Source organism: Emticicia aquatica, assembly GCF_923079645.1.
GTDB classification, from domain to species: domain Bacteria; phylum Bacteroidota; class Bacteroidia; order Cytophagales; family Spirosomataceae; genus Emticicia; species Emticicia aquatica.
On the sequence record NZ_CAKLPY010000001.1, the window covers coordinates 80,866 to 103,841 of the forward strand.

Annotated in this window: 24 protein-coding genes; 15 read left to right on the forward strand and 9 right to left on the reverse strand. The window is 36.0% G+C overall.

Annotated features, from left to right (window positions below):
• Window positions 1-183 precede the first annotated feature (183 nt).
• Genes MJQ71_RS00255 through MJQ71_RS00265 form a run of 3 tightly spaced genes read left to right on the forward strand, consistent with a single transcriptional unit; the run spans window position 184 to window position 4,844 of the window.
• Window positions 184-1,041 (forward strand): ThuA domain-containing protein, encoded by an 858-nt coding sequence (locus MJQ71_RS00255; RefSeq protein ID WP_238803710.1) that lies wholly within the window; start codon window positions 184-186, stop codon window positions 1,039-1,041.
• A gap of 47 nt (window positions 1,042-1,088) precedes the next feature.
• Window positions 1,089-4,262 carry a PVC-type heme-binding CxxCH protein gene (locus tag MJQ71_RS00260; RefSeq protein WP_238803711.1) on the forward strand — a complete coding sequence of 1,058 codons (3,174 nt, stop codon included), beginning with the start codon at window positions 1,089-1,091 and terminating at the stop codon, window positions 4,260-4,262.
• Window positions 4,263-4,322: 60 nt separating this feature from the next.
• Window positions 4,323-4,844, forward strand: a complete 522-nt coding sequence (locus MJQ71_RS00265; protein ID WP_238803712.1) for a DinB family protein — start codon at window positions 4,323-4,325, stop codon at window positions 4,842-4,844.
• Window positions 4,845-4,891: 47 nt separating this feature from the next.
• Here the strand turns inward: MJQ71_RS00265 and MJQ71_RS00270 are convergent, their stop codons facing one another.
• From MJQ71_RS00270 to MJQ71_RS00285, 4 genes are all read right to left on the reverse strand, one after another.
• Window positions 4,892-5,299: a hypothetical protein gene (locus tag MJQ71_RS00270; protein ID WP_238803713.1), complete on the reverse strand. Its 408-nt coding sequence runs from the start codon at window positions 5,297-5,299 to the stop codon at window positions 4,892-4,894.
• Between the two features lie 126 nt (window positions 5,300-5,425).
• Window positions 5,426-6,286, reverse strand: a complete 861-nt coding sequence (locus MJQ71_RS00275) for an alpha/beta hydrolase (protein WP_238803714.1) — start codon at window positions 6,284-6,286, stop codon at window positions 5,426-5,428.
• A 1-nt stretch (window position 6,287) separates the two neighbouring features.
• Entirely contained in the window at window positions 6,288-6,941 is a 654-nt protein-coding gene (locus MJQ71_RS00280; RefSeq protein ID WP_238803715.1) for a carbohydrate-binding protein, read from the reverse strand.
• Window positions 6,942-6,962: 21 nt separating this feature from the next.
• Window positions 6,963-7,988: a glycoside hydrolase family 43 protein gene (locus tag MJQ71_RS00285; RefSeq protein WP_238803716.1), complete on the reverse strand. Its 1,026-nt coding sequence runs from the start codon at window positions 7,986-7,988 to the stop codon at window positions 6,963-6,965.
• Window positions 7,989-8,188: 200 nt separating this feature from the next.
• Here MJQ71_RS00285 and MJQ71_RS00290 point away from each other — a divergent pair, with 200 nt between their 5' ends.
• The 8 genes from MJQ71_RS00290 (at window position 8,189) to MJQ71_RS00325 (ending at window position 13,039) form a co-directional block, all read left to right on the forward strand.
• On the forward strand, window positions 8,189-8,524 hold the full coding sequence (locus MJQ71_RS00290) for a helix-turn-helix domain-containing protein (RefSeq protein WP_374759603.1): 336 nt from the start codon (window positions 8,189-8,191) through the stop codon (window positions 8,522-8,524).
• Between the two features lie 11 nt (window positions 8,525-8,535).
• A complete protein-coding gene (locus MJQ71_RS00295) occupies window positions 8,536-8,760 on the forward strand; it encodes a DUF2281 domain-containing protein (protein ID WP_238803718.1) in 225 nt (74 codons plus the stop codon).
• A complete protein-coding gene (locus tag MJQ71_RS00300; protein ID WP_238803719.1) occupies window positions 8,760-9,155 on the forward strand; it encodes a type II toxin-antitoxin system VapC family toxin in 396 nt (131 codons plus the stop codon). Before MJQ71_RS00295 ends, MJQ71_RS00300 begins: the two co-directional genes overlap by 1 nt.
• Window positions 9,156-9,230: 75 nt before the next feature.
• Window positions 9,231-9,740: a hypothetical protein gene (locus tag MJQ71_RS00305; protein WP_238803720.1), complete on the forward strand. Its 510-nt coding sequence runs from the start codon at window positions 9,231-9,233 to the stop codon at window positions 9,738-9,740.
• A 30-nt stretch (window positions 9,741-9,770) separates the two neighbouring features.
• Window positions 9,771-10,154 (forward strand): hypothetical protein, encoded by a 384-nt coding sequence (locus tag MJQ71_RS00310; protein ID WP_238803721.1) that lies wholly within the window; start codon window positions 9,771-9,773, stop codon window positions 10,152-10,154.
• 132 nt (window positions 10,155-10,286) lie between these two features.
• Window positions 10,287-10,835, forward strand: a complete 549-nt coding sequence (locus MJQ71_RS00315; protein WP_238803722.1) for a hypothetical protein — start codon at window positions 10,287-10,289, stop codon at window positions 10,833-10,835.
• Window positions 10,832-12,490 (forward strand): LlaJI family restriction endonuclease, encoded by a 1,659-nt coding sequence (locus MJQ71_RS00320; protein ID WP_238803723.1) that lies wholly within the window; start codon window positions 10,832-10,834, stop codon window positions 12,488-12,490. Before MJQ71_RS00315 ends, MJQ71_RS00320 begins: the two co-directional genes overlap by 4 nt.
• A gap of 138 nt (window positions 12,491-12,628) precedes the next feature.
• Window positions 12,629-13,039, forward strand: coding sequence for an FKBP-type peptidyl-prolyl cis-trans isomerase (locus MJQ71_RS00325; RefSeq protein WP_238803724.1), 411 nt, complete (start codon window positions 12,629-12,631; stop codon window positions 13,037-13,039).
• Between the two features lie 71 nt (window positions 13,040-13,110).
• Here MJQ71_RS00325 and MJQ71_RS00330 read toward each other — a convergent pair whose 3' ends face one another.
• The gene (locus tag MJQ71_RS00330) at window positions 13,111-14,367 is read right to left on the reverse strand and encodes a PQQ-dependent sugar dehydrogenase (protein WP_238803725.1); all 1,257 of its coding nucleotides are present in this window, start codon (window positions 14,365-14,367) and stop codon (window positions 13,111-13,113) included.
• Between the two features lie 203 nt (window positions 14,368-14,570).
• On the opposite strand from MJQ71_RS00330, the gene MJQ71_RS00335 reads away from it, so the two are divergent.
• The 4 genes from MJQ71_RS00335 (at window position 14,571) to MJQ71_RS00350 (ending at window position 21,137) form a co-directional block, all read left to right on the forward strand.
• Entirely contained in the window at window positions 14,571-16,901 is a 2,331-nt protein-coding gene (locus MJQ71_RS00335; protein WP_238803726.1) for a PSD1 and planctomycete cytochrome C domain-containing protein, read from the forward strand.
• Window positions 16,902-16,953: 52 nt separating this feature from the next.
• Window positions 16,954-18,405: a DUF1501 domain-containing protein gene (locus tag MJQ71_RS00340; RefSeq protein ID WP_238803727.1), complete on the forward strand. Its 1,452-nt coding sequence runs from the start codon at window positions 16,954-16,956 to the stop codon at window positions 18,403-18,405.
• A gap of 159 nt (window positions 18,406-18,564) precedes the next feature.
• Window positions 18,565-20,613, forward strand: coding sequence for a chitobiase/beta-hexosaminidase C-terminal domain-containing protein (locus tag MJQ71_RS00345; protein ID WP_238803728.1), 2,049 nt, complete (start codon window positions 18,565-18,567; stop codon window positions 20,611-20,613).
• 41 nt (window positions 20,614-20,654) lie between these two features.
• The gene (locus tag MJQ71_RS00350; RefSeq protein WP_238803729.1) at window positions 20,655-21,137 is read left to right on the forward strand and encodes a YchJ family protein; all 483 of its coding nucleotides are present in this window, start codon (window positions 20,655-20,657) and stop codon (window positions 21,135-21,137) included.
• Between the two features lie 20 nt (window positions 21,138-21,157).
• Here the strand turns inward: MJQ71_RS00350 and MJQ71_RS00355 are convergent, their stop codons facing one another.
• Genes MJQ71_RS00355 through MJQ71_RS00370 form a run of 4 tightly spaced genes read right to left on the reverse strand, consistent with a single transcriptional unit; the run spans window position 21,158 to window position 22,958 of the window.
• Window positions 21,158-21,499 carry a type II toxin-antitoxin system PemK/MazF family toxin gene (locus tag MJQ71_RS00355; RefSeq protein WP_238803730.1) on the reverse strand — a complete coding sequence of 114 codons (342 nt, stop codon included), beginning with the start codon at window positions 21,497-21,499 and terminating at the stop codon, window positions 21,158-21,160.
• Complete coding sequence (locus MJQ71_RS00360) at window positions 21,496-21,780, reverse strand: AbrB/MazE/SpoVT family DNA-binding domain-containing protein (RefSeq protein WP_238803731.1); 285 nt, start codon at window positions 21,778-21,780, stop codon at window positions 21,496-21,498. Before MJQ71_RS00360 ends, MJQ71_RS00355 begins: the two co-directional genes overlap by 4 nt.
• A 60-nt stretch (window positions 21,781-21,840) precedes the next feature.
• Window positions 21,841-22,500 (reverse strand): carbohydrate-binding family 9-like protein, encoded by a 660-nt coding sequence (locus tag MJQ71_RS00365; protein ID WP_238803732.1) that lies wholly within the window; start codon window positions 22,498-22,500, stop codon window positions 21,841-21,843.
• 8 nt (window positions 22,501-22,508) lie between these two features.
• Window positions 22,509-22,958 carry a hypothetical protein gene (locus MJQ71_RS00370; RefSeq protein WP_238803733.1) on the reverse strand — a complete coding sequence of 150 codons (450 nt, stop codon included), beginning with the start codon at window positions 22,956-22,958 and terminating at the stop codon, window positions 22,509-22,511.
• Window positions 22,959-22,976: the final 18 nt, after the last annotated feature.

Genomic DNA, 22,976 nt, shown 5'->3' on the forward strand with positions numbered 1-22,976 from the left:
CAATCTATTCAAAGAACAAAGGATGTATTCGGAAAATAATTATTATCTAGAAAATAGATAAAAGTGTATTCTTAAATTTTTTTATTAATTTCTTTTTAAAATGATATTTAATTGAAATTATAGGTTATTTTTATGGGTAGAAAGGCAATTGCCTTCAAATCAACCTCAATCTATAAAAACTTAATGTACAAAATCTTAACTTTTTTAAGCTTTTTGTTGGTAAATCTGTGCATAAATAATGCATCAGGACAAGCCAAAAAGCCACTTGTGGTGTTCGTAACAGGCGACCACGAATATAGCGGTGAATTTACGCTTCCATTGATTGCCGCGGAATTAGAAAAAAACTACGGTTTCCGAACCAAAGTTTTGAAAGCTTATCCGAATCAAAATGCTGAAAAGGATATTCCTGGTTTAGAGGTTTTGCAAGAAGCCGATTTAGTAGTTTTTTATCTTCGTTGGCGGCAGCTTCCCCCCGAACAGCTCGAACACATTGACAAATATTTAAAATCTGGTAAACCAGTAATGGGCTTTCGCACAACAACACATGCCTTTAATTTTCCAAAAGGTGATGTTTCAGAAAAATGGAATGCCTTTGGCGAATTTGCCCTCAACGCTCCTCCAGGTTGGGGTGGAAAAGCTGCACACACGCATTACGGACACGAAAGTAGCACTGATGTTTCCGTTATCGGAGCAGCAAAAAAACACCCAATTTTGATAGGCGTTGCCCCAAATTTTCATGTGCGTTCGTGGCTTTATCGCGTTTTACCTGATTATCCAACTAAAGGTTCAGAATGGTTATTGATGGGCAAATCGGTAAATCCAGATAAAGCTGCAATCGAAAATCCAGTTGCATGGACTGGTACAAATTCGTTTGGTGCGAAGATTTTTACTACAACGATGGGTCATCCAGAAGATTTTCAAGTGGAAGCTTTTCAACACCTTGTTATTAACGCTATTCATTGGGCATTAGGCAAAAAAGTACCTAAAAAATGGAAAGGTAAAATCGATATTAATGTACCTTATCGAGGAATGGTCAAATAAAACTAGACTGATAGGCTTCATTTAGTTACAAGCAAAAACTAACACTTATGAAAATAAATATCAAAATATTACTTACCATTTTTGTTCTTACAATATTTTTGGTTAGCTCATTTCAACCAATTCCGCCTGAAATAATTAAAATTAAAAAAGGAAGTCACATTTCTATGATTGGCGGAAATCTTGGCTCAAGAATGATAAACTACGATTATTTTGAAACCGAAATGCACGTACGTTACCCCGACAGTTCGCTATTTATTAGGAATATGTGTGACGGCGGCGACACGCCAGGTTTTAGACCGCATGCAAGTCGAAATCTACCTTGGGCATTTGCTGGAGCAGAGAAATTTCAAACCGAATATGCCACAAACTCTAATAGTGAAGGACATTTTGATTCGCCTGACCAATGGCTTTCAAGGTTGAAAACAGATGTAATTATAGCTTTTTTCGGTTATAGCGAATCATTTCGAGGCAAAACTGGCGTGGTAAATTTTAAGGCCGAATTAAATGCTTTTATCAAATATTCATTAAGTCAAAAATATAATGGTGTAAATGCTCCACAATTAGCAATCGTTTCTCCCATTGCATTTGAAGACTTGACCAGTAAGTATGATTTGCCAAATGGCGTAAAAGAAAATGCAAATCTACAGCTTTATACAAACGCCATGAGAGAAGTGGTTGCACAATACAATCGACATACCGAAACGGTTATTTTTGTTGATGCTTTCACTCCTTCAAAAAATTGGTATGAAACCACCAAAGAGTTTTTGACAATTGATGGCTCGCAACTCAATGAAGAAGGCTATAAAAAATTGGGTGTGTTGCTTTCAGATAAGATTTTTGGAAAAGCCGTCGCTAAAGCCGAAGCAAGAAAAAAGATGATTTTTGATGCGGTCATGGAAAAAAACTGGATGTGGCACAATGATTTCAAAGTTCCAAATGGCGTGCATGTTTATGGCCGCCGATACAACCCATTTGGACCTGATAATTATCCTGCTGAAATTGAGAAAATTCGACAAATGACTGACATCCGTGATAAAGCTATTTGGTTAGCTGCATCGAAAGGTGAAGTGTTTGACATAGCAGCGGCAGATAAAAATACCCGAACACTACCACCTGTAAAAACCAATTTTAATCCTGAAAAAAATGGTAGTTTGGAATATCTCTATGGACAAGATGCTTTGAGTAAATTGAAAGTGCCAACGGGTTATAAAATTGAGCTTTTTGCTTCCGAACAAGAGTTTCCAGACCTGTCAAAACCTGTACAAATGTCGTTTGATAATAAAGGGCGACTTTGGGTGGCGGTCATGCCAAGTTATCCTCATTACAAACCAGGTGAATCGAAACCAAATGATAAAATTTTGATTTTGGAAGATACCAATAATGACGGAAAAGCCGACAAACAAACCGTTTTTGTGGATGGGTTACACTTGCCACTAGGATTTGAAATTACGCACGAAGGTGTATTTGTTTCGCAAGGAACAAACCTTAAACTTTATACAGATACCAACGGCGATGATAAGGCAGACAAAGTAGAAATCATGTTGAGCGGATACGACGACCACGACACCCATCACAATAGTCATGCTTTTTGTGTTGACCCATCTGGTGCGATTTATTCGGGGGAAGGTGTGTTTTTACATACAAATGTTGAAACTTCTTATGGAACAGTCAGAGCAACCAATGGCGGATTTTATAGATATAGTCCACAATTACGTAAGTTAGAGCGTACTGCTCAATTATCTATTCCAAATCCATGGGGAATTGCATTTGATTATTGGGGACAACCATTTTTTGCAGAAACATCAAGCCCCGATGTACGTTGGATGATGCCAGGAACTGTTTTACCAAGATACGGCGAGGCTACGCACAAAGGGGTACAATTGATTGAAAAAGACCAAATGGTTCGTCCTACTTCGGGATTAGAATTTATTTCGAGCCGTCATTTTCCAGATGAAGTGCAAGGCGATATGCTCATCAATAACACAATTGGTTTTTTAGGAACAAAACAACACGCTGTAAGTGACGACGGCACAGGTTATAAAACCAAACATCGCCAAGATTTAGTGGTGAGTGAAGACCGAAATTTCCGTCCTGTAGATATGGAAATTGCTCCAGATGGCTCACTTTATATCATTGATTGGCACAATATTCTTATCGGCCACATGCAACACAACGCCCGTGACCCCTTGCGTGACCACTCGCATGGACGAGTTTACCGAGTAACATATCCGTCAAGACCATTGGTAATTCCTGCCAAAATAGCAGGTGCGAGCGTTGAAACCCTTTTGGATAATTTGAAATTACCCGAATACCGCACTCGTTACCGTACTCGTCGAGAGTTAAGAGGACGAAATGCAGCAGAGGTTTTGCCAAAAATCACTAAATGGGTTGCTAATTTAGATAAAACCGATCCAAATTATGAGCATCATGTTTTAGAGGCTCTTTGGGTAAGTTGGGGGCTGAATAAAGTTGACCAGAAACTTTTGCGTCAAATGCTGAGAGCCAAAGATTATCATGCAAGAGCAGCAGCCGTTGAAGTTTTGCGTTTTACGGGACATCAAGTGCCTGACCAAGCCGCTTTATTAATGCAAGCCGCCCGTGACGAAAATAGCCGAGTTCGACTTGATGCCATCGTTGCTGCTTCGTGGATTGGCAAAGAAAAAGGTTTACCGATTTTGGCAGAAGCTAAAAAGAAACCTTTAGACGATTGGATGATTTATGCTCACGAAACTGCTGTTGCTCATCTAAAAGGAGAATCCGTTAGAAAGGAAAAAGAGATAGCCGTAACTTCAACATTAAAAGGAGAAGAATTGACACTTTTTAAATTAGGAAAAACAATTTATGCCAAAGAAGGCTATTGTTCAACTTGCCACCAAGCAGATGGAAATGGACTTTCTGCGTCAGGTTTTCCTCCACTTGCTGGTACAAAATGGGTACAAGGAAATGAAGAACGAGCAATAAAAATTATTCTGAAAGGCTTAATGGGACAAATTGATGTAAACGGAAAAATTTATCCTGGACAAGTACCAATGACACCTTTTGAAGGATTGCTCAATGATAAAGAAGTAGCAGCGGTATTGACTTATGTAAGAAATTCATTTGGGAATAGAGCGTCAGCCATTTCACCAGAAAAGGTGAAAGTTGTACGAGCGTCGGTGGTTAATCAAAAAGACATATATAATGTGTCAAAACTTCTTTCAGAGCATCCGATGGAAAAGTAAGACTTGAACTACTCGACAAAAATTTTGGTTATTTAAACGCAATAATTAAACCTTTCAACCATGAAGAAAACAATTTTATGCCTATTTTTTGCCTTAATTGGCATGTCAAATGTCACTTTTGCCCAAGATAAAGACCAAATGCTTGCCGATTGGCAACGTGCAAAAGAATATACTAAAGAATATTTGGATGCGATGCCTGAAGATGGCTATGGTTTTAAACCTTCGCCCGAAATGCGTTCATTTGCCGAGCAAATGCTCCATTTGACTGATGCTAATTTTGGTTTTGCCTCTGCAGCAAGTGGTATTAAAAGTCCAATTGAAAGAGGTGCAGCCGAAAAATCGGCGGACAAATCAAAAGCTGCTACTGTAAAATTAGTAATGGAAAGTTATGATTTTGTGATTAGTGCTATTACGGCTATCAAACCAGAAGATTTAAGCGGAAAAGTTCCGTTTTTTAGGGGAGAAATGGCAAGAGGATTGATAATCAATAAATGCTTTGAGCATCAAACGCATCATCGAGGACAAACCACCGTTTATATTCGCTTGAAGGGTGCTAAACCACCACAAGAGAAACTGTTTTAACAAAAAAAGAAAGGCAAGCCCAATAAAGCTTGCCTTTCTTTTTTTAATTATTTTCCAAAAATCAAAGTTTTAGTACCACCATTGCCACCACTTGATTTGGTGAGTTTCATTGTAGTATCAGTTTTTTCGCTCATAATCCAGTCTTCACTGATTTCTGATATTGTATCGTCATTTGCTGCAATCACGATATTAAACTTTTGTTGACCGCTATCTGTAATAGTAGCGTAAGTTCCGTTGTATTTAAGACTGCTACTCGTCACAATTATTTCGCCAGTCGTTTTAAATTCAAAACTATAAGGAGCATAATTTGCTGTACGGTCACGGCTTTTATTATCAATAAATGATTTTACTTTCCAAATACCACTTACTTTTGTACTGTCTGTACTCACATCATCAGACGACGTACAGCTTGTAAATAAAACTACGAATGAAAAAAGAAGAAAGAAACTTTTCATGAATACTTAATTTGAGGTTAATAAATAATAGATACGGCCTAATAATCTAAGAGGTTGCGTTGCTATCAATTGCTACAATTTTGACACCAAATCAGTAAACGGTTTTTATTGGATTTATGATATTTATCAAAAAAGGATTTTTTTCAAGAAGTCATTGATTTTTTCCATTAATTCAGTTTTTGCATAAGCAGGGTCTGAGTGTCCTGCATTAGGAATAAATTCAATCTGAACCTTTAAATTATTGCTTTTGTAAACACTCATCAACTCAATAGATTGATTGATAGGAACTTGAATATCTTGCTCACCATGAACAATAAAAAGAGGAGGGTCAGCGGCATCAACTTGATAAACAGGACTCGCCAATTTTGCTAATTCGTTTGCTTGTTCTAAAGGTTTTCCGAGTAAAATTGCTAAAGCAGGTAAACGAACATTTAAGCCATGTGGAGTTGATTGATTGAGAATTGTTAAAAAATTGGTTGGCCCAAAAAAATCAATACAAACCTGCACCGAAGAAGAAGTATGAGTGAAATCTCCCAAATTGCCTTCTAAAGCCATGTTATTGTTAGTTGTAGCAACCAAAGCGGCTAAATGTCCGCCTGACGAACTTCCCCAAATAATAATTTTATCAGCGTTATAACCATATTTGTTGGCATTTGCTCTCAGAAAACGAATGGCGGCTTTGATGTCATGGATATTGGCAGGAAAAGGTTTTTCGGTGCTTGCTCGAAAATCGACACTTGCCAAAGCATATCCAAAAGGCAGTAACCCCAAAGGAGGGTTTTCTTTGCTGCCCGAATGCCACGCTCCACCATGTACCCAAACAATCAGATAAGGTTCTTTTTGAACTTTTGGTTGATAAATATCCAGTTTGAGTTTCTTGCCGTCGGCTTCTGCATAGACAATATCTTTTGAGATTTTAATGTCGTTTTGGGCATTTATTTGTAAAAAACAACATACAAATAGCGTAAAAAAAACAGTTGTTTTCATATTATTTTACTTTTTTAAAATCAATAAAATCATAGTTCATATTGCCTTTTTCGACGGTTTTGAGTGTTAGAATATGCTTGCCTTTAGTTAGTTTTAGCGAACTAAAAATCACTTGTTTATTCCAATGATGCCACTGTCTCCAAGCGATTGGGTCTTTTTCATTGAATGTTGATTTGATTAAAACAGGGTCAAGCCAAGGTTTTTCGTCAATATCAATTGCTATTTTTGCATCAGCATTGGCGGTGTACATGAGTGTTCCTTCGTACTCGCCAGTTTCATTTACCTCAATCGAATATTTAATCCACTCGCCAGCTTCTGTCCAACCCACGTATAATTGTTCCATTTGAGGTTCAACAAAATTATAGGGATTATTATCAATGTCTCGTGCTTTGGTGTACGAAATATCTACGCCTTCTTTAATACGAAAAGTATTGTAAAACGTGCCATCATTGGGGTTAAGTTTTCCGCTACCATTATTGAGGCTATCTTTATCATGATACGCAATATTTTCACCGCCTAAATCATATTTCTCACATTCCAATTTGCCAGGAATTATTTGAAAAGTATCATTCCAAGGTTTTCCTTTGTAATTGTTTTGAGCCAATAAATTAAGATTTATTAGGCAAATTGATAGAAAAAATAGCTTATTTTTCATGGAATATTTTTGTGCTTAATACTATTTCAATTTTACTTTTTTCACTCCTTCAAAAGTCATTTTTATATCTTTGATAGAATCATCTTCGTTGAAATACATTCGGTCGATGCACACCACACGATGGTCACGGTCGAGATTCGGAATTGGGCGACGGTGATAAACAATGTACCATTCATCAGTATTTGGAATATTAATCACCGAGTGATGCCCCGCACCAGTAGCCACCGCTTCGTCGGCCACCAAAATAGTAGATTTTTTCTCGAAAGGCCCAAAAACATTGTCCGAAACCCCGTAGGCAACTTTATACGTGCCATTTGTCCAACCACCTTCCGACCACATCAAATAGTATTTTCCTTTGCGAATAAACATCGTGGGGCCTTCTACGTAGCCTTTTGGCGTGATTTCTTTCACTAAATCGCCATTTTCGTAAGGTACTAAAGCCGTGAAATCTTTGTTGAGTTTGGCGATATTGCAGCGTCCCCAACCACCATACATGATATAATATTGCTTGTCTTTGTCTTGAAAAACGTATTGGTCAATCGGTTGGGCTTTGTTGTAAAACTGATTGATAAGCGGCTTGCCCAAATAATCTTTGTAAGGCCCTTCGGGACGAGATGCCACGCCAATACCGATGCCCCCGATTTTATCATCTTTGTCGGGATTATTCGCTCCGAAGCCTTTACGCTCAGAACTCTGAATATCATTGGCCGAGAAAAACAGAAAATATTTATTATCTTTTTTAACGATACTTGGAGCCCACATTGCCTTATTTGCCCATTTTACGGCCGAAGTATCAATGATTCGTGGGTATTTTGTCCAATTTACCATGTCTTTCGATGAAAAAGCATCTAAAAAAACTTGATCTTTGTATTTGGCCGAGAATGTCGGGAACACCCAAAATTCTTTGTTCAAAATCACACCTTCGGGGTCAGCGTACCAACCCTCAACAATCGGATTTCCTGATGTGGTTTTTGTGGTTTGGGCGGTCAGGGATTTTGAGAAAAGTAAGGAAATTAAGACAATTAACAATTTGGTGTTGGTTTGCATTTTTTAACTTGGCTGAGGATTGAAAATGAACACTAATTTATGGGATATTTCTGCCTAAACCTACAATGCTTCTAAAATATGATTTGGGTATTTGTAAGTATGTTTTTGTATTTGAGCATTTTTTGATAAATAAGTAAAGCAAAATTTTGAAATTCTATTTTTATTGACAATTTTTGTCCAAAATATAATCTCCAAAATTTATGGATGCCATAAAAAAGACGTTTGGCGAAGTAATACGGCAGCACCGTGAGCAGCAAAATCTACCTTTGCGAAAAGTAGCGGCTCAGTTAGATATTGATACCAGTACGCTTGCCAAATTTGAGAAAAACCTCCGCCATCCCAACCGTGAGCATATTACGAAATTGGCCGAGATGTTTGCCTTAGATGAGCAAGACCTCTTGGTGCTGTATCTCTCCGACCGAGTTGCCTACGACCTCGTTGGCGAAACCAACTCTGAGCAAGTGCTAAGAGTTGCCGAAGAAAAAATTAAATACATACGCTCTAAAAATACCGTGCAGGGAGTTTTAGGGTTTTAAAAAATAAGCTTATGTACACGGCTATTAATGGTATTTACGAAAACGGACAATTTGTTTTGACCGAAACTCCTCCAACCAGCAAAAAAACGAAAGTAGTAATTATGTTTATGGAGGAAGTAGAAACTTTGCCCAAAAAGAAGAAAAAAGGTGTAAAATTGGGAAGTTTAGCAGGAAAAGGCTACAATATACCCGATGATTTTAATGAGCCTATAGATGATTTAAAAGACTATATGTGATGGACTTTATTATTGATACTCAAATTCTCATTTGGTCGGTTATATCTCCAAATAAGTTATCTTCTAAAGTACGAGAGATTTTAGAAAACAATAATATTGGTGTTAGTCAGATAAGTCTTTACGAAATTGCCATTAAACAAAAAATTGGAAAACTTTCAGAATTAGATTTATCAATGAGTGATTTGATAAATCTAATTCTGAAAGATGGTTTTGAGATTTTAAGTTTGAAAAATGCTCATATTGAAGCTTATGAAAGAATACAATTAGTAGATACCCACCGAGACCCATTTGACCGTTTATTGCTCGCAACTTCATTGAGCGAGAATATCCCAATCATTTCTGCCGATGAAAAATTTAAAGAATATTCTTCTCAGGTTCAGTTGATTGAAAATTGATTATGTAACTTTTAACTAAATATTTAGACTCTAAAAATATGAAACATGTTTTAGAGGTTTAAATGAAAACTTATAATGAAACTTCGTTATCAATTATTCCCGAGGTCATTTGGGATTTCAGATAGAGTAAGAGATGTTATCACTTGTTTTGAGTTGAAACACTCTCTGATAGACTCTCATAAATTTAATTTGAGTAGTAATGAAGTATTAGAGATTGTAAGAGAAGATTTAGAAAAAATTAACTTTAAAATTGAAAAGAGTAAAAGTAGAGATGATAAAATCAAAGTCCCTGTGCTTTTTGGATTAAATAATAGAATTGATAAATTTTTTGATGCTGATGGAATAAGTGATGATTTTAAAATAATACTCGAAGTTGAAGCAGGAAGAGCATATCGAAATAATCAGTTTTTGAAAGATATTTTTCAAGCTTGTATGATGCCTACGGTAGAGTACCTTATTCTTGCAGTAAGAAATACGTATGCGGGTACAGATGATTTTGAGAGCATATTTGCATTTATAGAAACACTATATATCAATGGTAGATTACAGTTACCATTGAAGGGTATTGTATTAATTGGCTATTGAAAAAACTATACACTAAACTGTTTTAAAACTATGGTCGAAGAAGTAAAATTAAGTTTTAAAGGTCTGCCAAATCGTTTTATGATAGGTGGATTGGTTGAATTTATTATATCATACGATAATCTCTATCAGGCCTTATGTTACAAATCCAAAACAACTCAAATGAACGAGAGTTTTAATGAAGATGACTATTTTTGGTTTAAAGATACTTTGAAAAAACTTGATTATCATTTTCAAGGGTATAGCTTTACAAATTACTTATTTGAGTTAAATAGCATAGATAAAAATACTTATTCATGTGAAGTTGTATTACCATTTTCTAAGCTGAGTATTACGGATATAATGGTCAAAGATGTATCAAAATTACAGATTGAAAAAAATGATTTAAATGAGAATTGTCTTAAAATCCTAAATTGAACGGAACAACTGTGAGATATGTGAAATAAGTTAAGATAAAGAAATTGTGCCTCAGTTTTTGGCGATATTTTTCAGTGTTTAGATAGAGGTGATGAAGGGTATTCTGTCTATGAGAGTGAAGCCGATGCAGAATTGGGCAAGTATCTCGAATCGGTAGATTTAGCAAATAAAATCAAACTTCCACCTAATTTGCTTATCTACGCCACCATGAACACCTCCGACCAATCGCTTTTTCCGATGGATGCGGCTTTCAAACGTAGATGGGAGTGGGAATATGTGCCAATTGATATGAGCGATGCCGCACAAATAACCGTACAAATTGATGAAGAAATCAGCTTTCTTTGGAGCGATTTTATTTCAAAAATTAATAAGCAAATACACGAAGCCACAAAATCGGATGATAAAAAACTGGGGAATCGTTTTGTGAGTCCGAAAGATATGAGTCCTGAAAAAGATGGTAGTCAATTGATTATCAGCAAAGAGCAATTTGTAAACAAAGTACTATTTTATTTATGGACAGAGGTTTACAAAGATGAACACGAGTCGGGCAATACGATTTTCAAAAGCAAAGAAGGTGATGTGGATACTATTTTTTCATACAACGAACTTTTCATCAAGGCAGGCGAGTATGATTTAGTAAAACTGAAAGGCTTTTTGGAATTTAATGGCATCATTGCATGATAATACTTTTTGAAGAATATCATTACGAAATCTCACAACTTGAGCCGATTCTAAGCGAACGCTATTATTTGCCTTTGGCTGATGGTTTTCGTTGTAAAATCAATTATGTGGGCTATTATTTTGATGCCAGCCGCCAAGCACAGCCAGTAATGATTTTACCAAAAGTTTTTCTTGATGATTCGGGAAAAGTATTTGGTAATTTCGACCCTACCGATTTTTTAGATTTAGCATCTAATGAAAAAACACGTAATGCTCTAAAAGCAGAAAATAAACTGGGTTTTCTGTATGAAATGACTACTTGGCTGTTTTTATCAATCAAAAAATTTAAAGAACGCAATATACAGAGCAGCATCAGCGAAACCTCTGACCTCGCTCAAGTGGTTTCAAATATTGGTCAGCAGGCTATTTCCGAACTCGAAATCATGCGGAGTCTGATTCGCTTCAACCAAGAGCATCAACAACTTTTTACATTTATCAAGAAAACCAATAGTTCGCAAAACCACAAGACCGATTGGACGAAAACCATCAGTCGAAAAACAGCCTATTTTCAGAATGGTTCGCCCCACTATCTCGATACGCTCAATAAACAGAAAACGGTTCATTATGATGAAGAGTTGATTGTGCTTTTTATGAGTGTGCTTCAATCATTCAACCAAAAATATTTTCTAAAAATACCCATCAATTCGCTTTATAAAACCCTTTCGGTTGCTGAGTTTAAGCATTTTATCAATAATGGCACTCGTACCCTCAAACGCATCAAATACAAGTATTTTAATGATAAACTGCTGAAATTGTGGCATTTGTTATACGTTTTTTGTGAGCGAAACGAAAAAATTAAAGCTCAAAAATCGTTTAAAGAAGTCTTGCTAGTCAGAGATTTTAATATCGTGTTTGAAGACATGATTGATAGTCTTTTGGCAGAAGAAAACCTACCCAAAGGCTTGAAAAAACAAGACGATAGAAAGGTTTTAGACCATATTTATGAGTATCAAGATTTGCTGTCTAATCAAGATACAATTTATCATATAGCAGACAGTAAATATTACGGAGCAAATGCCAAATTGAGCAAATATGACCGTGAAAAGCAATATACGTATGCCAAAAACGTGATTCAGTATAATATCAATTGGCTCAATGCGGGTGAAAACACTATGCAAGTTCGTTACCGTGACGAACTCACCGAAGGCTATAATATCACACCTAATTTCTTCATTAGTGCCTTTGTGAATGATAATCTTGATTTTCGGAATAATGGTTTAGATTTTAAAGAAAATTTCAAGCGAAATAAACATTTTATCAACCGACTTTTTGATAGAGATACCTTGATACTGCAAGCCTATAATATCAATTTTTTGTTTGTAGTAGCGGCTTATATTCAGAGTGGTACAGCACAAAAAGAAATCTTTAAGAAAAACACAAGAACTATTTTTAGAAGCAAACTAATTTCTTATCTGAATAAGAATTTTGAATTCAAAAAAATCATTGTAGAATCTGATATTGAGCACTTTGTAGAGCAGAATTTCAGAAAACTGCAAGGAAAAATCTATCGCCCCTCGGGTTGGGAAAATGAACTGATTTTGGCAACTGAAAAAGGAACTTTTGCTTTTGAAGATTTACAAAATTGTGAGATTGAAGCTTATGATTTAAGTATTTGAATTATAGTTGAATGAGAGTAGTTAAGTTTATAGTATTTTTTCCTTAATTTTGGTCTCTTTATTTCAAAAACACCTAACACTAAAGGAAGCTTTATGTTTAAATTCAATTTATTTTTTGTAATTATAATTTCAATAATGATGGCAGCATGTCAAAAAGATGGCTTTTCTGGTACTGAAGATGAGCAAATAGAAAGTTATATCAAAAGTAAAAACTTGATTATTACCGAAAAAACCGCTTCGGGTTTACGTTTTATTCTTACTTCGCCTAATGCCAATGGTGCAGTATTGAAAACTCGCCAAACTGTTACGGTAAAGTATGCTGGCCGATTGCTAACTGATAAACAATTTGATGCAGGTACTTTCAGCTTCACTTTGGGTGTTGGTCAAGTTGTTGGTGGTTTCGACGAAGGTATTGCCAAATTGAAAGTAGGCGAAAAAGGTACAATTATTTTTCCTTCTTCGTTGGGTTATGGCTCGGCTGGTGCAGGTAGAGATATTCCAGGAAATTCTCCTTTGATTTTTGACATCGAAATCGTTTCGGCAAGATAAAAGAAGCTTTTTAATGCTAAAAACGGTCTGAACAAACATTTGTTCAGACCGTTTTTTTATTGCAAAGAAACCTATTTTTTATAAGTAATTCTATAAACAGTTCCACCTAAATCATCGCTTACGTACAAAGCACCGTCGGGGCCTTGTGCCAATCCACATGGGCGATGTTGTACTGGGCCAGTCGGTTTTACGAGGTCGATTCCTGCAAAATTATCAGCAAAAATCTCCCATTTCCCCGAAGGTTTATTATTAACAAAAGGTACAAATGCAACTAAATAGCCTTTTTTGAGTTCGGGCGATTGTCCATGAAAAGCAATAAATGCACCGTTGCGGTATTTGGCAGGAAACATTTTTCCTGTATAAAAAAGTAAGTCATTTGGGCCCAAATGAGCTGGGAAAGCTACAATTGGATTAATTGCTTTTTCGCCCCCAGTTTTTTTTCCATCACCACCATATTCGGGAGCAACGATTTTCTTTTTCTGAAATTGGTCATAATAAATATACGGCCAACCAGCATCATCACCTTGATGAAGTTCATACAATGTTTCGGCGGGCATTTCGGCACTTTGTTGTGGCGTATAATATTGCGGATAAAAATCATGAAATTGTCCACGACCATGTACAGTGGCAAAAAGCGTATTAGTTTTTGAGTTCCAAGCTGTACCGACTGCATTTTTTAAGCCAGTTGCATAGCGAATGCCATCCGAAAAAGTCTGATTCAATTTTTCGGCATTGAATTTCCAAATGCCGCCTGCCGAATCCAAAATTGAGCAAGGCATGATTCCTTTTCCAGTGCCTTTTTCTCGACATGGGTCATTGTAAGAGCCAACGGTTACATAGATTTGATTGTTGTTGTCAAGCACAAATGGTTTGGCATTGTCACGACCTTTATCAACCAAACCGTCAACAATTTTTTCGGGATTTTCGGTATCAATAATTTCTTCTTTTTCATTGAGTTTATAGCGAAGCACACCTGTATTTGAAGAAGCATACAAATAGCCATTTTTGATGGTAACGCCCGTTCCAGGATAATTTCCGAAGTATTTTGTTTCATCAATTACACCGTCTTTGTTGGTGTCACGCATGAGCAAAATGCCTTTTCCATCTTTTAATTTTGATAATTTGGCGTAAATATCACCGTTTTTTGAAACAGTAAGGTGTCGAGTTGCTCCTAAATCAGTACCGAGAATGGTTGCCGAAAAACCTGCTGGAAGCTTGATTGCTTCTGCAATCGTTGTTTTTTTTATAGGTGGTTTGTAGGCAAATAAACCTGCTGTTCCTACCAATGTAGCAAGAATGAAGGTTGAACGGATCAATGTTTTTTTCATGTAAATGATTGATTAGGTTGAATAAATGGCTTAAAACTGATTTTAAAATTGTATAAATACAAGAAAAATAAGTTTTTTTTGTAGAATAATTATATTTCCATCAAATATAATTATCTTTAATAAATTTTTTTAATAAAGATTGTTTTAATAAATTTTATTAAAAATCATCATTGATTCAACCAGCTATAACCCTATTAAAAAAAATGACAAGAAGTAAAGTTGTCGAAGCTAAACCTTATCTTTTTTTGCTGCTTACGAGCATAAGTTTGGCGACAATTTCGTGGAATTGTACGAGTTCTTCAGCCAAAACGGGTGCTATTCCCGATGAAGTTGATTACAATTTTCATATTCGCCCAATTTTATCTGACCGATGTTTCAAATGTCACGGGCCAGATGTCAGTAAACAAGAAGCCAATTTACGTTTGGATACGCCCGAAGGTGCGTATGCTGCTTTAAAAGAACACCCAAACAACCATGCAATTGTGCCAGGAGATTTGGATGCTTCGGAGGTTTATCGACGAATAATTTCTAAAGATTCGACATTACGAATGCCACCGCCTGAGTCGAATCTAAAATTGACTCAACATGAAATCGAACTCATTGGGAAATGGATAAAACAAGGGGCAAAATATAAACCTCATTGGGCTTTTATTGCTCCTAAAAAAGCAAAACTGCCCGAAGCAGACAATGACTGGGTGAAAAATGAAATTGATAATTTCGTTTACAGCAAAATGGACGAAAAAGGTCTGAAACCTAACGATGAAGCAGATAAAGAACATTTGTTAAAAAGAGTTAGTTTCGATCTAATTGGCTTACCACCAAGCATTGAAATGCAGGAGCGTTTCTTGAAAGATAATTCACCCAACGCTTATGAAAAAATTGTTGACGAACTCCTGAAAAACAAGCATTTTGGTGAAAAAATGGCAATTTCTTGGCTAGATGTTGCTCGTTATGCCGATTCACATGGTTATCAAGATGATGGTCTTCGTACGATGTGGCCATGGCGAGATTGGGTGATTCATGCCTTTAATGCTAATTATCCGTACAGCAAATTTCTGACTTGGCAATTGGCGGGAGATTTATTGCCGAATTCGTCGAAAGAAATGTTGTTGGCAACAGGCTTTAACCGAAACCATAAAATTACGCAGGAAGGTGGTGTAATTGATGAAGAATACCGTATCGAATACGTAACTGACCGCACTAATACTTTTGGGAAATCATTTTTGGCATTAACTTTTGAATGTGCCCATTGCCACGACCATAAGTATGACCCAATTTCACAAAAAGATTATTATCGAACCTTCGCTTTTTTTAATCAAGTGCCAGAAAAAGGGCTTTTTGGAACAATTGACGCTTCGTTTGCCGACCCTCCAAACATGAAAATCACAACTGAAGATGTAAAGTCTATCTTGAAATTTATCAATAAAAAGGATACGGCTAAAGTAATGGTAATGGTGATGAAAGATAGCTCAAAAGTACGTCCAACGTATGTGCTGAATCGAGGGAATTATGATTCGCATGGTGAAGTTGTTGGCGTTGGAATTCCGAAAAGTATCTTACCATTTGATACCACAAAACTAGAGAAAAACCGATTGGGTTTAGCAAAATGGATGCTAGATGAAAAAAATCCGTTGACAGCAAGAGTATATGTCAATCGAATTTGGGCGTCATTTTTTGGTAGAGGAATCGTAAAAACATTAGGCGATTTTGGTATGCAAGGAGATTTGCCTTCTCACCCTGAATTGCTCGATTGGTTAGCGGTAGATTTTCGTGAAAATGGATGGAATGTAAAGCGTTTGGTGAAGCAAATCGTTATGTCGGCAACTTACCGCCAATCATCAAACATAACGGATAAACACTTAAAAATCGACCCAGAAAATATATTTTTGGCTCGAGCAACTCGTTTGCGTTTTCCTGCTGAAAATGTACGTGACCATGTTTTGGCAAGTACTGGCGTTTTGAACGATGAAATTGGTGGCCCGAGCGTAAAACCATACCAGCCAAAAGGTCTTTGGGAAGTGGCTACGTCAGGGCGTGGAACTTTGGCAAGATATGTTCAAGACCATGATTCCGAACTCTACCGTAGAGGAATGTACGTATTCATTAAGCGAACTGTTCCACCTCCTTCAATGCTAATTTTTGATGCCAGTAATCGTGACCAATGCGAGGTTCAACGCAGCCGAACAAATACACCTTTACAGGCTTTGGTGATGATGAACGACCCCCAAACAATGGAAGGTTCGAGGGTTTTGGCTGAAAATCTGATGTTAGAAAATATTCCCTTGGAAAGTAAGCTAGAAAAAGCTTTCCGAAAAATCATTTGCCGAAAACCAAAAGCTAAAGAATTAGATATTTTGACACAGTATTTTGAATCAGAAAAAGAGTTTTTTGCCAAAAATACCAAAAAAACTGACAAAATGCTTAGCATTGGTGAGTATAAACGCAAAGAAGTAAAAGATAAAAATGCAACTGCGGCTCTGATGCAAACCATTCAAATGATTTTTAATATGGAAGAAGCGATTGTTAGGAGTTAAGAATGCGAATGAGTAGCCGATTATAAAGATTAATTTCAATTCATTGAATTATATGCAAAACGAATTTTTCAAAAATAGATTGAATATCACCCGAAGACACTTTTTGGGTAAAACCGCTGCTGGAATCGGTAGTATGGCTTTGGGTTCATTATTGATGCCAAGTTTATTTAAAGGTGAAGAAAACCTCGACGAATTGCCTTTAGGTTTGCCACATTTTGCCCCAAAAGCCAAGCGTGTTATTTACTTGTTTCAGAATGGAGCACCATCGCAACTTGAAACTTTTGATTATAAGCCAACGCTTACAAAAATGATGGGTCAAGATTTGCCTACTTCAATCAGAAATGGACAAAGATTGACAGGCATGACTTCCAATCAAACCAAATTTCCGTTGATGGGTTCAATTTTTGACTTTCATCAATATGGTCAATCTGGGGCTTGGGTGAGTGATTTATTTCCCAATATGGCAAAAATCGTTGACGACCTTTGTATCGTCAAAACAATGAATACCGATGCCATCAATCATGACCCCGCTCTGACTTTCTTGCAAACAGGAGCCCAAGTTGGTAACCGTCCAAGTATGGGTGCATGGGCAAGTTATGGTTTGGGAAGTGAAAACAAAAACCTTCCAGCTTTTTGCGTTTTACTTTCTCGTGGGCGTGGTAATGGCCAAGGCGTTTACTCAAAATTATGGACAAACGGTTTCTTGGATTCTACGCATCAAGGTGTGGTTTTTAGTAGTGGCGAAGACCCAATTTTGTATTTGAATGACCCTGAAGGCACTGATAAAATTGCTCGTCGCAGAATGCTAGATAAATTGGCCGAATTGAATCATTTGGGTTTTGAAGAAAACGGTGACCCAGAAGTGCAAGCGAAAGTGCAGCAGTATGAAATGGCGTACCGAATGCAAACAGCCGTACCAGAACTCACCGATTTATCAAAAGAACCTGACCATATTATAAAAATGTATGGCCCCGAATGTTTAGTGCCAGGAACTTACGCAGCTAATGCTCTTTTAGCTAGAAAATTGTCTGAATCTGGTGTAAGATTTGTACAATTGTACCACCAAGGTTGGGACCAACACGGAAATCTTCCTGGAGAAATGCCTCTACAAGCCCAAGATGTTGACCGTGCGTCGGCAGCTTTGATTACGGATTTAAAACAACGTGGACTTTTAGATGAAACTTTAGTGATTTGGGGTGGCGAATTTGGTCGAACTAATTATTGTCAAGGAACATTCACGAAAGATAATTATGGCCGAGACCATCATCCAAGAGCGTACAGTATTTGGATGGCAGGAGGCGGTGTAAAACCAGGAACAGTTTATGGCGAAACCGATGAATTTGGCTATAATATTGTGCGTGACCCTGTACATATTCACGATTTCCATGCAACGGTTATGCACCTCATGGGCCTCAACCACGAGCAATTGACGTTCAAGCATTTAGGTAGAAGATACCGATTGACTGATGTGGCGGGAAAAGTAATTTCGGGATTAATGGCGTAAATGTGTCAATGTTTTAGGCATTGATACATTAATTATTCATTATTTATAATTAATTAGATGGTTCGTTTTTATAAAATCTCATCCTACTTATTATTTTGTTTCAATCTATTATTGCTTTTCTTTTTGCTATTTGAAGCACAAGTTAGCCTACCTTTTTGGATGAGTCCAATTGGACGAATGCACCCTTTATTGCTGCATTTACCCATTGGTTTTTCAGTTATTTTGCTTGTTTTTCTATTATTGAAAAATGAATTTGAAGCAAAAACTTACGAGGTTATTGTAAAATTATTACTCACACTAACAGCACTTACTGCTTCAATTGTGGCATTAATGGGCTTTTTTCTGTCAAAAGAAGGTGGCTATGACGCAGATTCATTGCAAATTCATAAATGGACAGGAACAGCCGTGAGTATTTTGAGTTATGCTATTTCGCTTTTTTCTGAACAAATACAATTCACATCAAAAAATTATGGTGCTTGGGGTTTGCTGGCATCAATAGCTATTGCTGGGCATTTTGGAGCAGATATTACACATGGAGAAAACTATCTTTTTGAAGCTTTTCAAACCCAAAAAGAAATACCGCAGTTTTCCGAAAACAACACACTCTACGAAGCTGCAATTTTTCCGATTTTTGAAACAAAATGCCTAAACTGCCATAATGACCAAAAAGTAAAAGGTGAACTGAATATGAGCAGTATTCAAAAAATAATGAAAGGTGGTAAAAATGGAGCTATTTGGAAAGTTGGAGATGTCCTCAACAGTCATATAATACAGCGGGCAAATTTACCATTAGATGAAAAAGAACACATGCCTCCGAAAGGAAAACCACAACTGAGAACTGATGAAATTGATTTGTTGAAGGCATGGATAAATGAAGGGGCGGATGTTAAAAAGACCATTAAAGCGTATTTAGCAAGTTCGGAAACCAAAAAATTAGCCTTGAAATTTATTAACATGAAAGCTTCAAAAAGCGAAACCAAAGTTTATGCTTTTTCGATGCCATCAGAATCAAATTTAAAAGAAGTAAATACACCTTTTTGTTCTGTTTTTCAATTTTCAAATGGCTCGCCAGCTTTGCAAGCTGATTTTTTTGTGAGTAAAAAATACGACCGCAAAAATTTAGAAAATCTATCCAAAGTTAGCGAACAATTGGTGATTTTGAACCTTGCAAAAATGCCTGTTAAAGATGAAGACCTTGCGTTGATTGCCAATTTTCAGCATCTCGAAAGATTAAATTTGAATCAAACGGATATTACAGGAAAAACTTTAGAACAATTAAAAAAATGCAAAAACTTGGAATCAATTGCATTGGCTGGAACAAAAGTTTCTAAGGATAATCTTCAAACACTACTAGATTTACCAAATTTGAAAGAAGTTTTTGTATGGAATACAGCGATTGATGAAGCTGCTGTAATTGATTTATCTAAAAAATATACAAAAATTAGATTTGATAGGGGATGCCTTGATAACCCAAATGAGGTCTTAAAATTGAACCCGCCAATATTGGTAAATGAAGAGTTTATCATCAAAACTAATACTCCAATAACCTTAAAACACACACTCAAAAACGTCAAGATTCGATACACGCTTGACGGTTCTGAGCCAGATTCGACGACAGTAAATATTTATGAAAAACCCATCATTATTGACAATTATACGAAACTCAAAGCGATTGCTACCAAAGAAAACTGGTATGCTAGCAAAAAAATAGAGTATAGTTTTTTCAAATCAAATTTTGTACCTGATAGCGTTTATATGACTAATTTGCCTGACCCAAAATATTCGGGTAAAGGGGGCGTTTCACTGTATGATTTGAAAAAAGGGCCAATTGATAATTTTTCTGATAAAGCATGGCTTGGATTTAGGGAAAAAGAATTTGCTACTTTGTTTGAGTTCAAGAATGCAAAGCCAATGAAAGGTTTGATAATCAGTTGTTTACAGAAAATGGATTCATTTATTATGATTCCTGCGATGGTTGAAGTTTGGGGAGGAAATTCAAAAAAAGATTTAAAAATTATTCAAAAAATTGTATCAAAATTGCCTACTAAAATGGAAGGTAATGCCAATTTGGGGATTCAAATTCCTGTAAATAAAGGTACATTTAAAATGATAAAATTAGTGGTAAAACCGATTCAAAAGCTACCTTCTTGGCATCCTGGGAAAGGCCAAAAAGCATGGTTTTTTGTTGATGAAGTGTTTTTTTACTAATATTGACGAGTTGTAGCGTAGTTAATTATTCAATAGATTTAATGCCAAATAAATGTTTTTGTGGTTCAAATAATTCGTTTTCAGATTGTTGTGAACCAATTATTAAAAGAGAAAAATCAGCTATAACGGCTGAGCAATTGATGCGTTCGAGATATTCGGCTTATGTAGTTGTTGAAACTAAATATTTACTCGCAAGTACTTACCCGTCGCAACAAAAAAACTTTGATGAAGCTGATATAAAAGCTTGGGCAATTGCTAATAAATGGCAAAAATTAGAAATTATTTCGACTAAAAAAGGGCAAATCAATGATGAAGTTGGCGAAGTTGAATTCAAAGCATTTTACATTGATTCTGATGGAACACCACAAATGCATCACGAAAATTCTACATTTGTAAAAGAAGCTGGAAAATGGTTTTATTTAAGCGGAATTTTCAATCCAAAAAATACTGCACAGACACAAAACAGAAATGATTTTTGTGCCTGTGGAAGTGGTAAAAAATATAAAAAATGTTGTGGAAAGTAAACTTTGGAATGAAGGGATATTCAAAATTTAAACATTTCTTCAAGAGTTTTACAGACCTTTGCACAAGTCAATGTATCAAGTATACCTAATTTTTCTACTAATCTGATTGTTTTATCAACAGCCCGAATTTGGTCTAAAGCTACCTGACCATTTTGATTGTCAAATTGACAGTCTACACGAGTTGGAAAACCCTTTTGACTATGAGTCAGTGGAGCAACAAGTACAGTTTTTAGGTTTTTGTTGACCTCATTAGGTGAAATAACTAGGCAGGGGCGGGTTTTAGTGATTTCACCTCCTTGTGTTGGGTCAAGAGTAACACGCCAAACTTCAAAACGTTTAACTACAATGTTTGTAGCCTTCATAGAATCCATTCATTTTCAGCCTCATCTAATAATTTACTAGTGATGACATCAATTGGCTCTATTTCTTCAAATATATCTCCTTCTGGTTCATCGCCATTAGCAATAGCGTGTTTAAATGCTTCATCCCAGCCTTGTCGTGGTTTATTTTTAGTTGAGCGTAACAAAATAAAATCACCTAAAACTTCCACATCTACTTCGTCAGTAATACCACAGCTAGCTAATATGGCTTTAGGAATCAAAACCCCATTTGGATTTCCTATTTTTTTGACTGTATGAATCATATTATTTGTATTGATGTTGTAGCAAATGTAATAACATAGCTTAAAATTTCAAAGAGATATTTACAGTACCTTCAACAATCCAAAAGCATCGGGGCGATGGAATCGTGGGGTTGCTCCACTCATAGTTGGACTCCAACATAAATATGCACACGTATTGGGTGTACCTTTCCAATCGGAATTTGTATGCGATTTTAAAGAAATAATTCGGTAAAAATTGATGCGATAATTTTCACTTTTTCCTCCTAATAAATCCCAAGGAATTTGCATTTTTCCTGACCAACTGTCTTTAGTTTTCGTTATGGAATGAATAATTTTAGCTTCTTTGTGCGACACAAATTGACAACTTTTTGGAGCTTCTTTTGTTGGGTTTTCTATCCATCCTGCAAAAATAACATTATTCGGATTGATTTCTAATTCTAAATAACGCGTTGGAGTTTTGCTGCCTTCTGCCACGAAAAGTTCAAAAACCTCTTGGTTATACATTTCGCTATTGTGTTGATTATAAGTATTTTGATTCACAAATGGATTTTGTTTACAATCAAATTCAACCCATAAAAAATGCTCGTCGGCTTTTAGTTTTACTGTTGTTTCTTGTGTAGCTTCTTTTCCATCTGTTGCATTGCTGAAATGGTTTTCAGGAATTTTTTTCCATTCATTTTTTGATAAGTTTATGGTTGGTGTAATCATTGCAGAAAGAAAAAGGTATAAAAGTGTTAACATGTGTTTATTTATTTCAAATCATTAGGTATTTCTTGACAAAATTTATTGATGTTTGGCGAGAATAAAATTACCAAAACCCAAAAAGTTGGAATCAAAACTGTCCAAATATATTGGTATTCACTCACCATTAAATACGGATTTGTAGTCGAATTTCCATCATCTACGAGTAATTGCCGTTGTAAGCCTCTGTAAATCTGAATGAAAAGTGGAGCAACAATTCCCCATCTTACAGAAATATTATAATTAAGTTTTTTTCTGCTATAAATTAATGAAAAAATAAAATACAGCCCAAACATATAACCCATTGCAGGTAACCAACCTGTATATTTAATCGTTTTTGCCCAAGTATCTTTTGCTAATATTGTTGGTAAAAAATAACTCAAAAAAGTTGTTAGTAATGAAAAAATTGTAAAAGCCTTTAATTCAAAAGGTGCGAGGTCGAATTTTTTTAAAATCATTTGAGTGAAGTAAAAAAA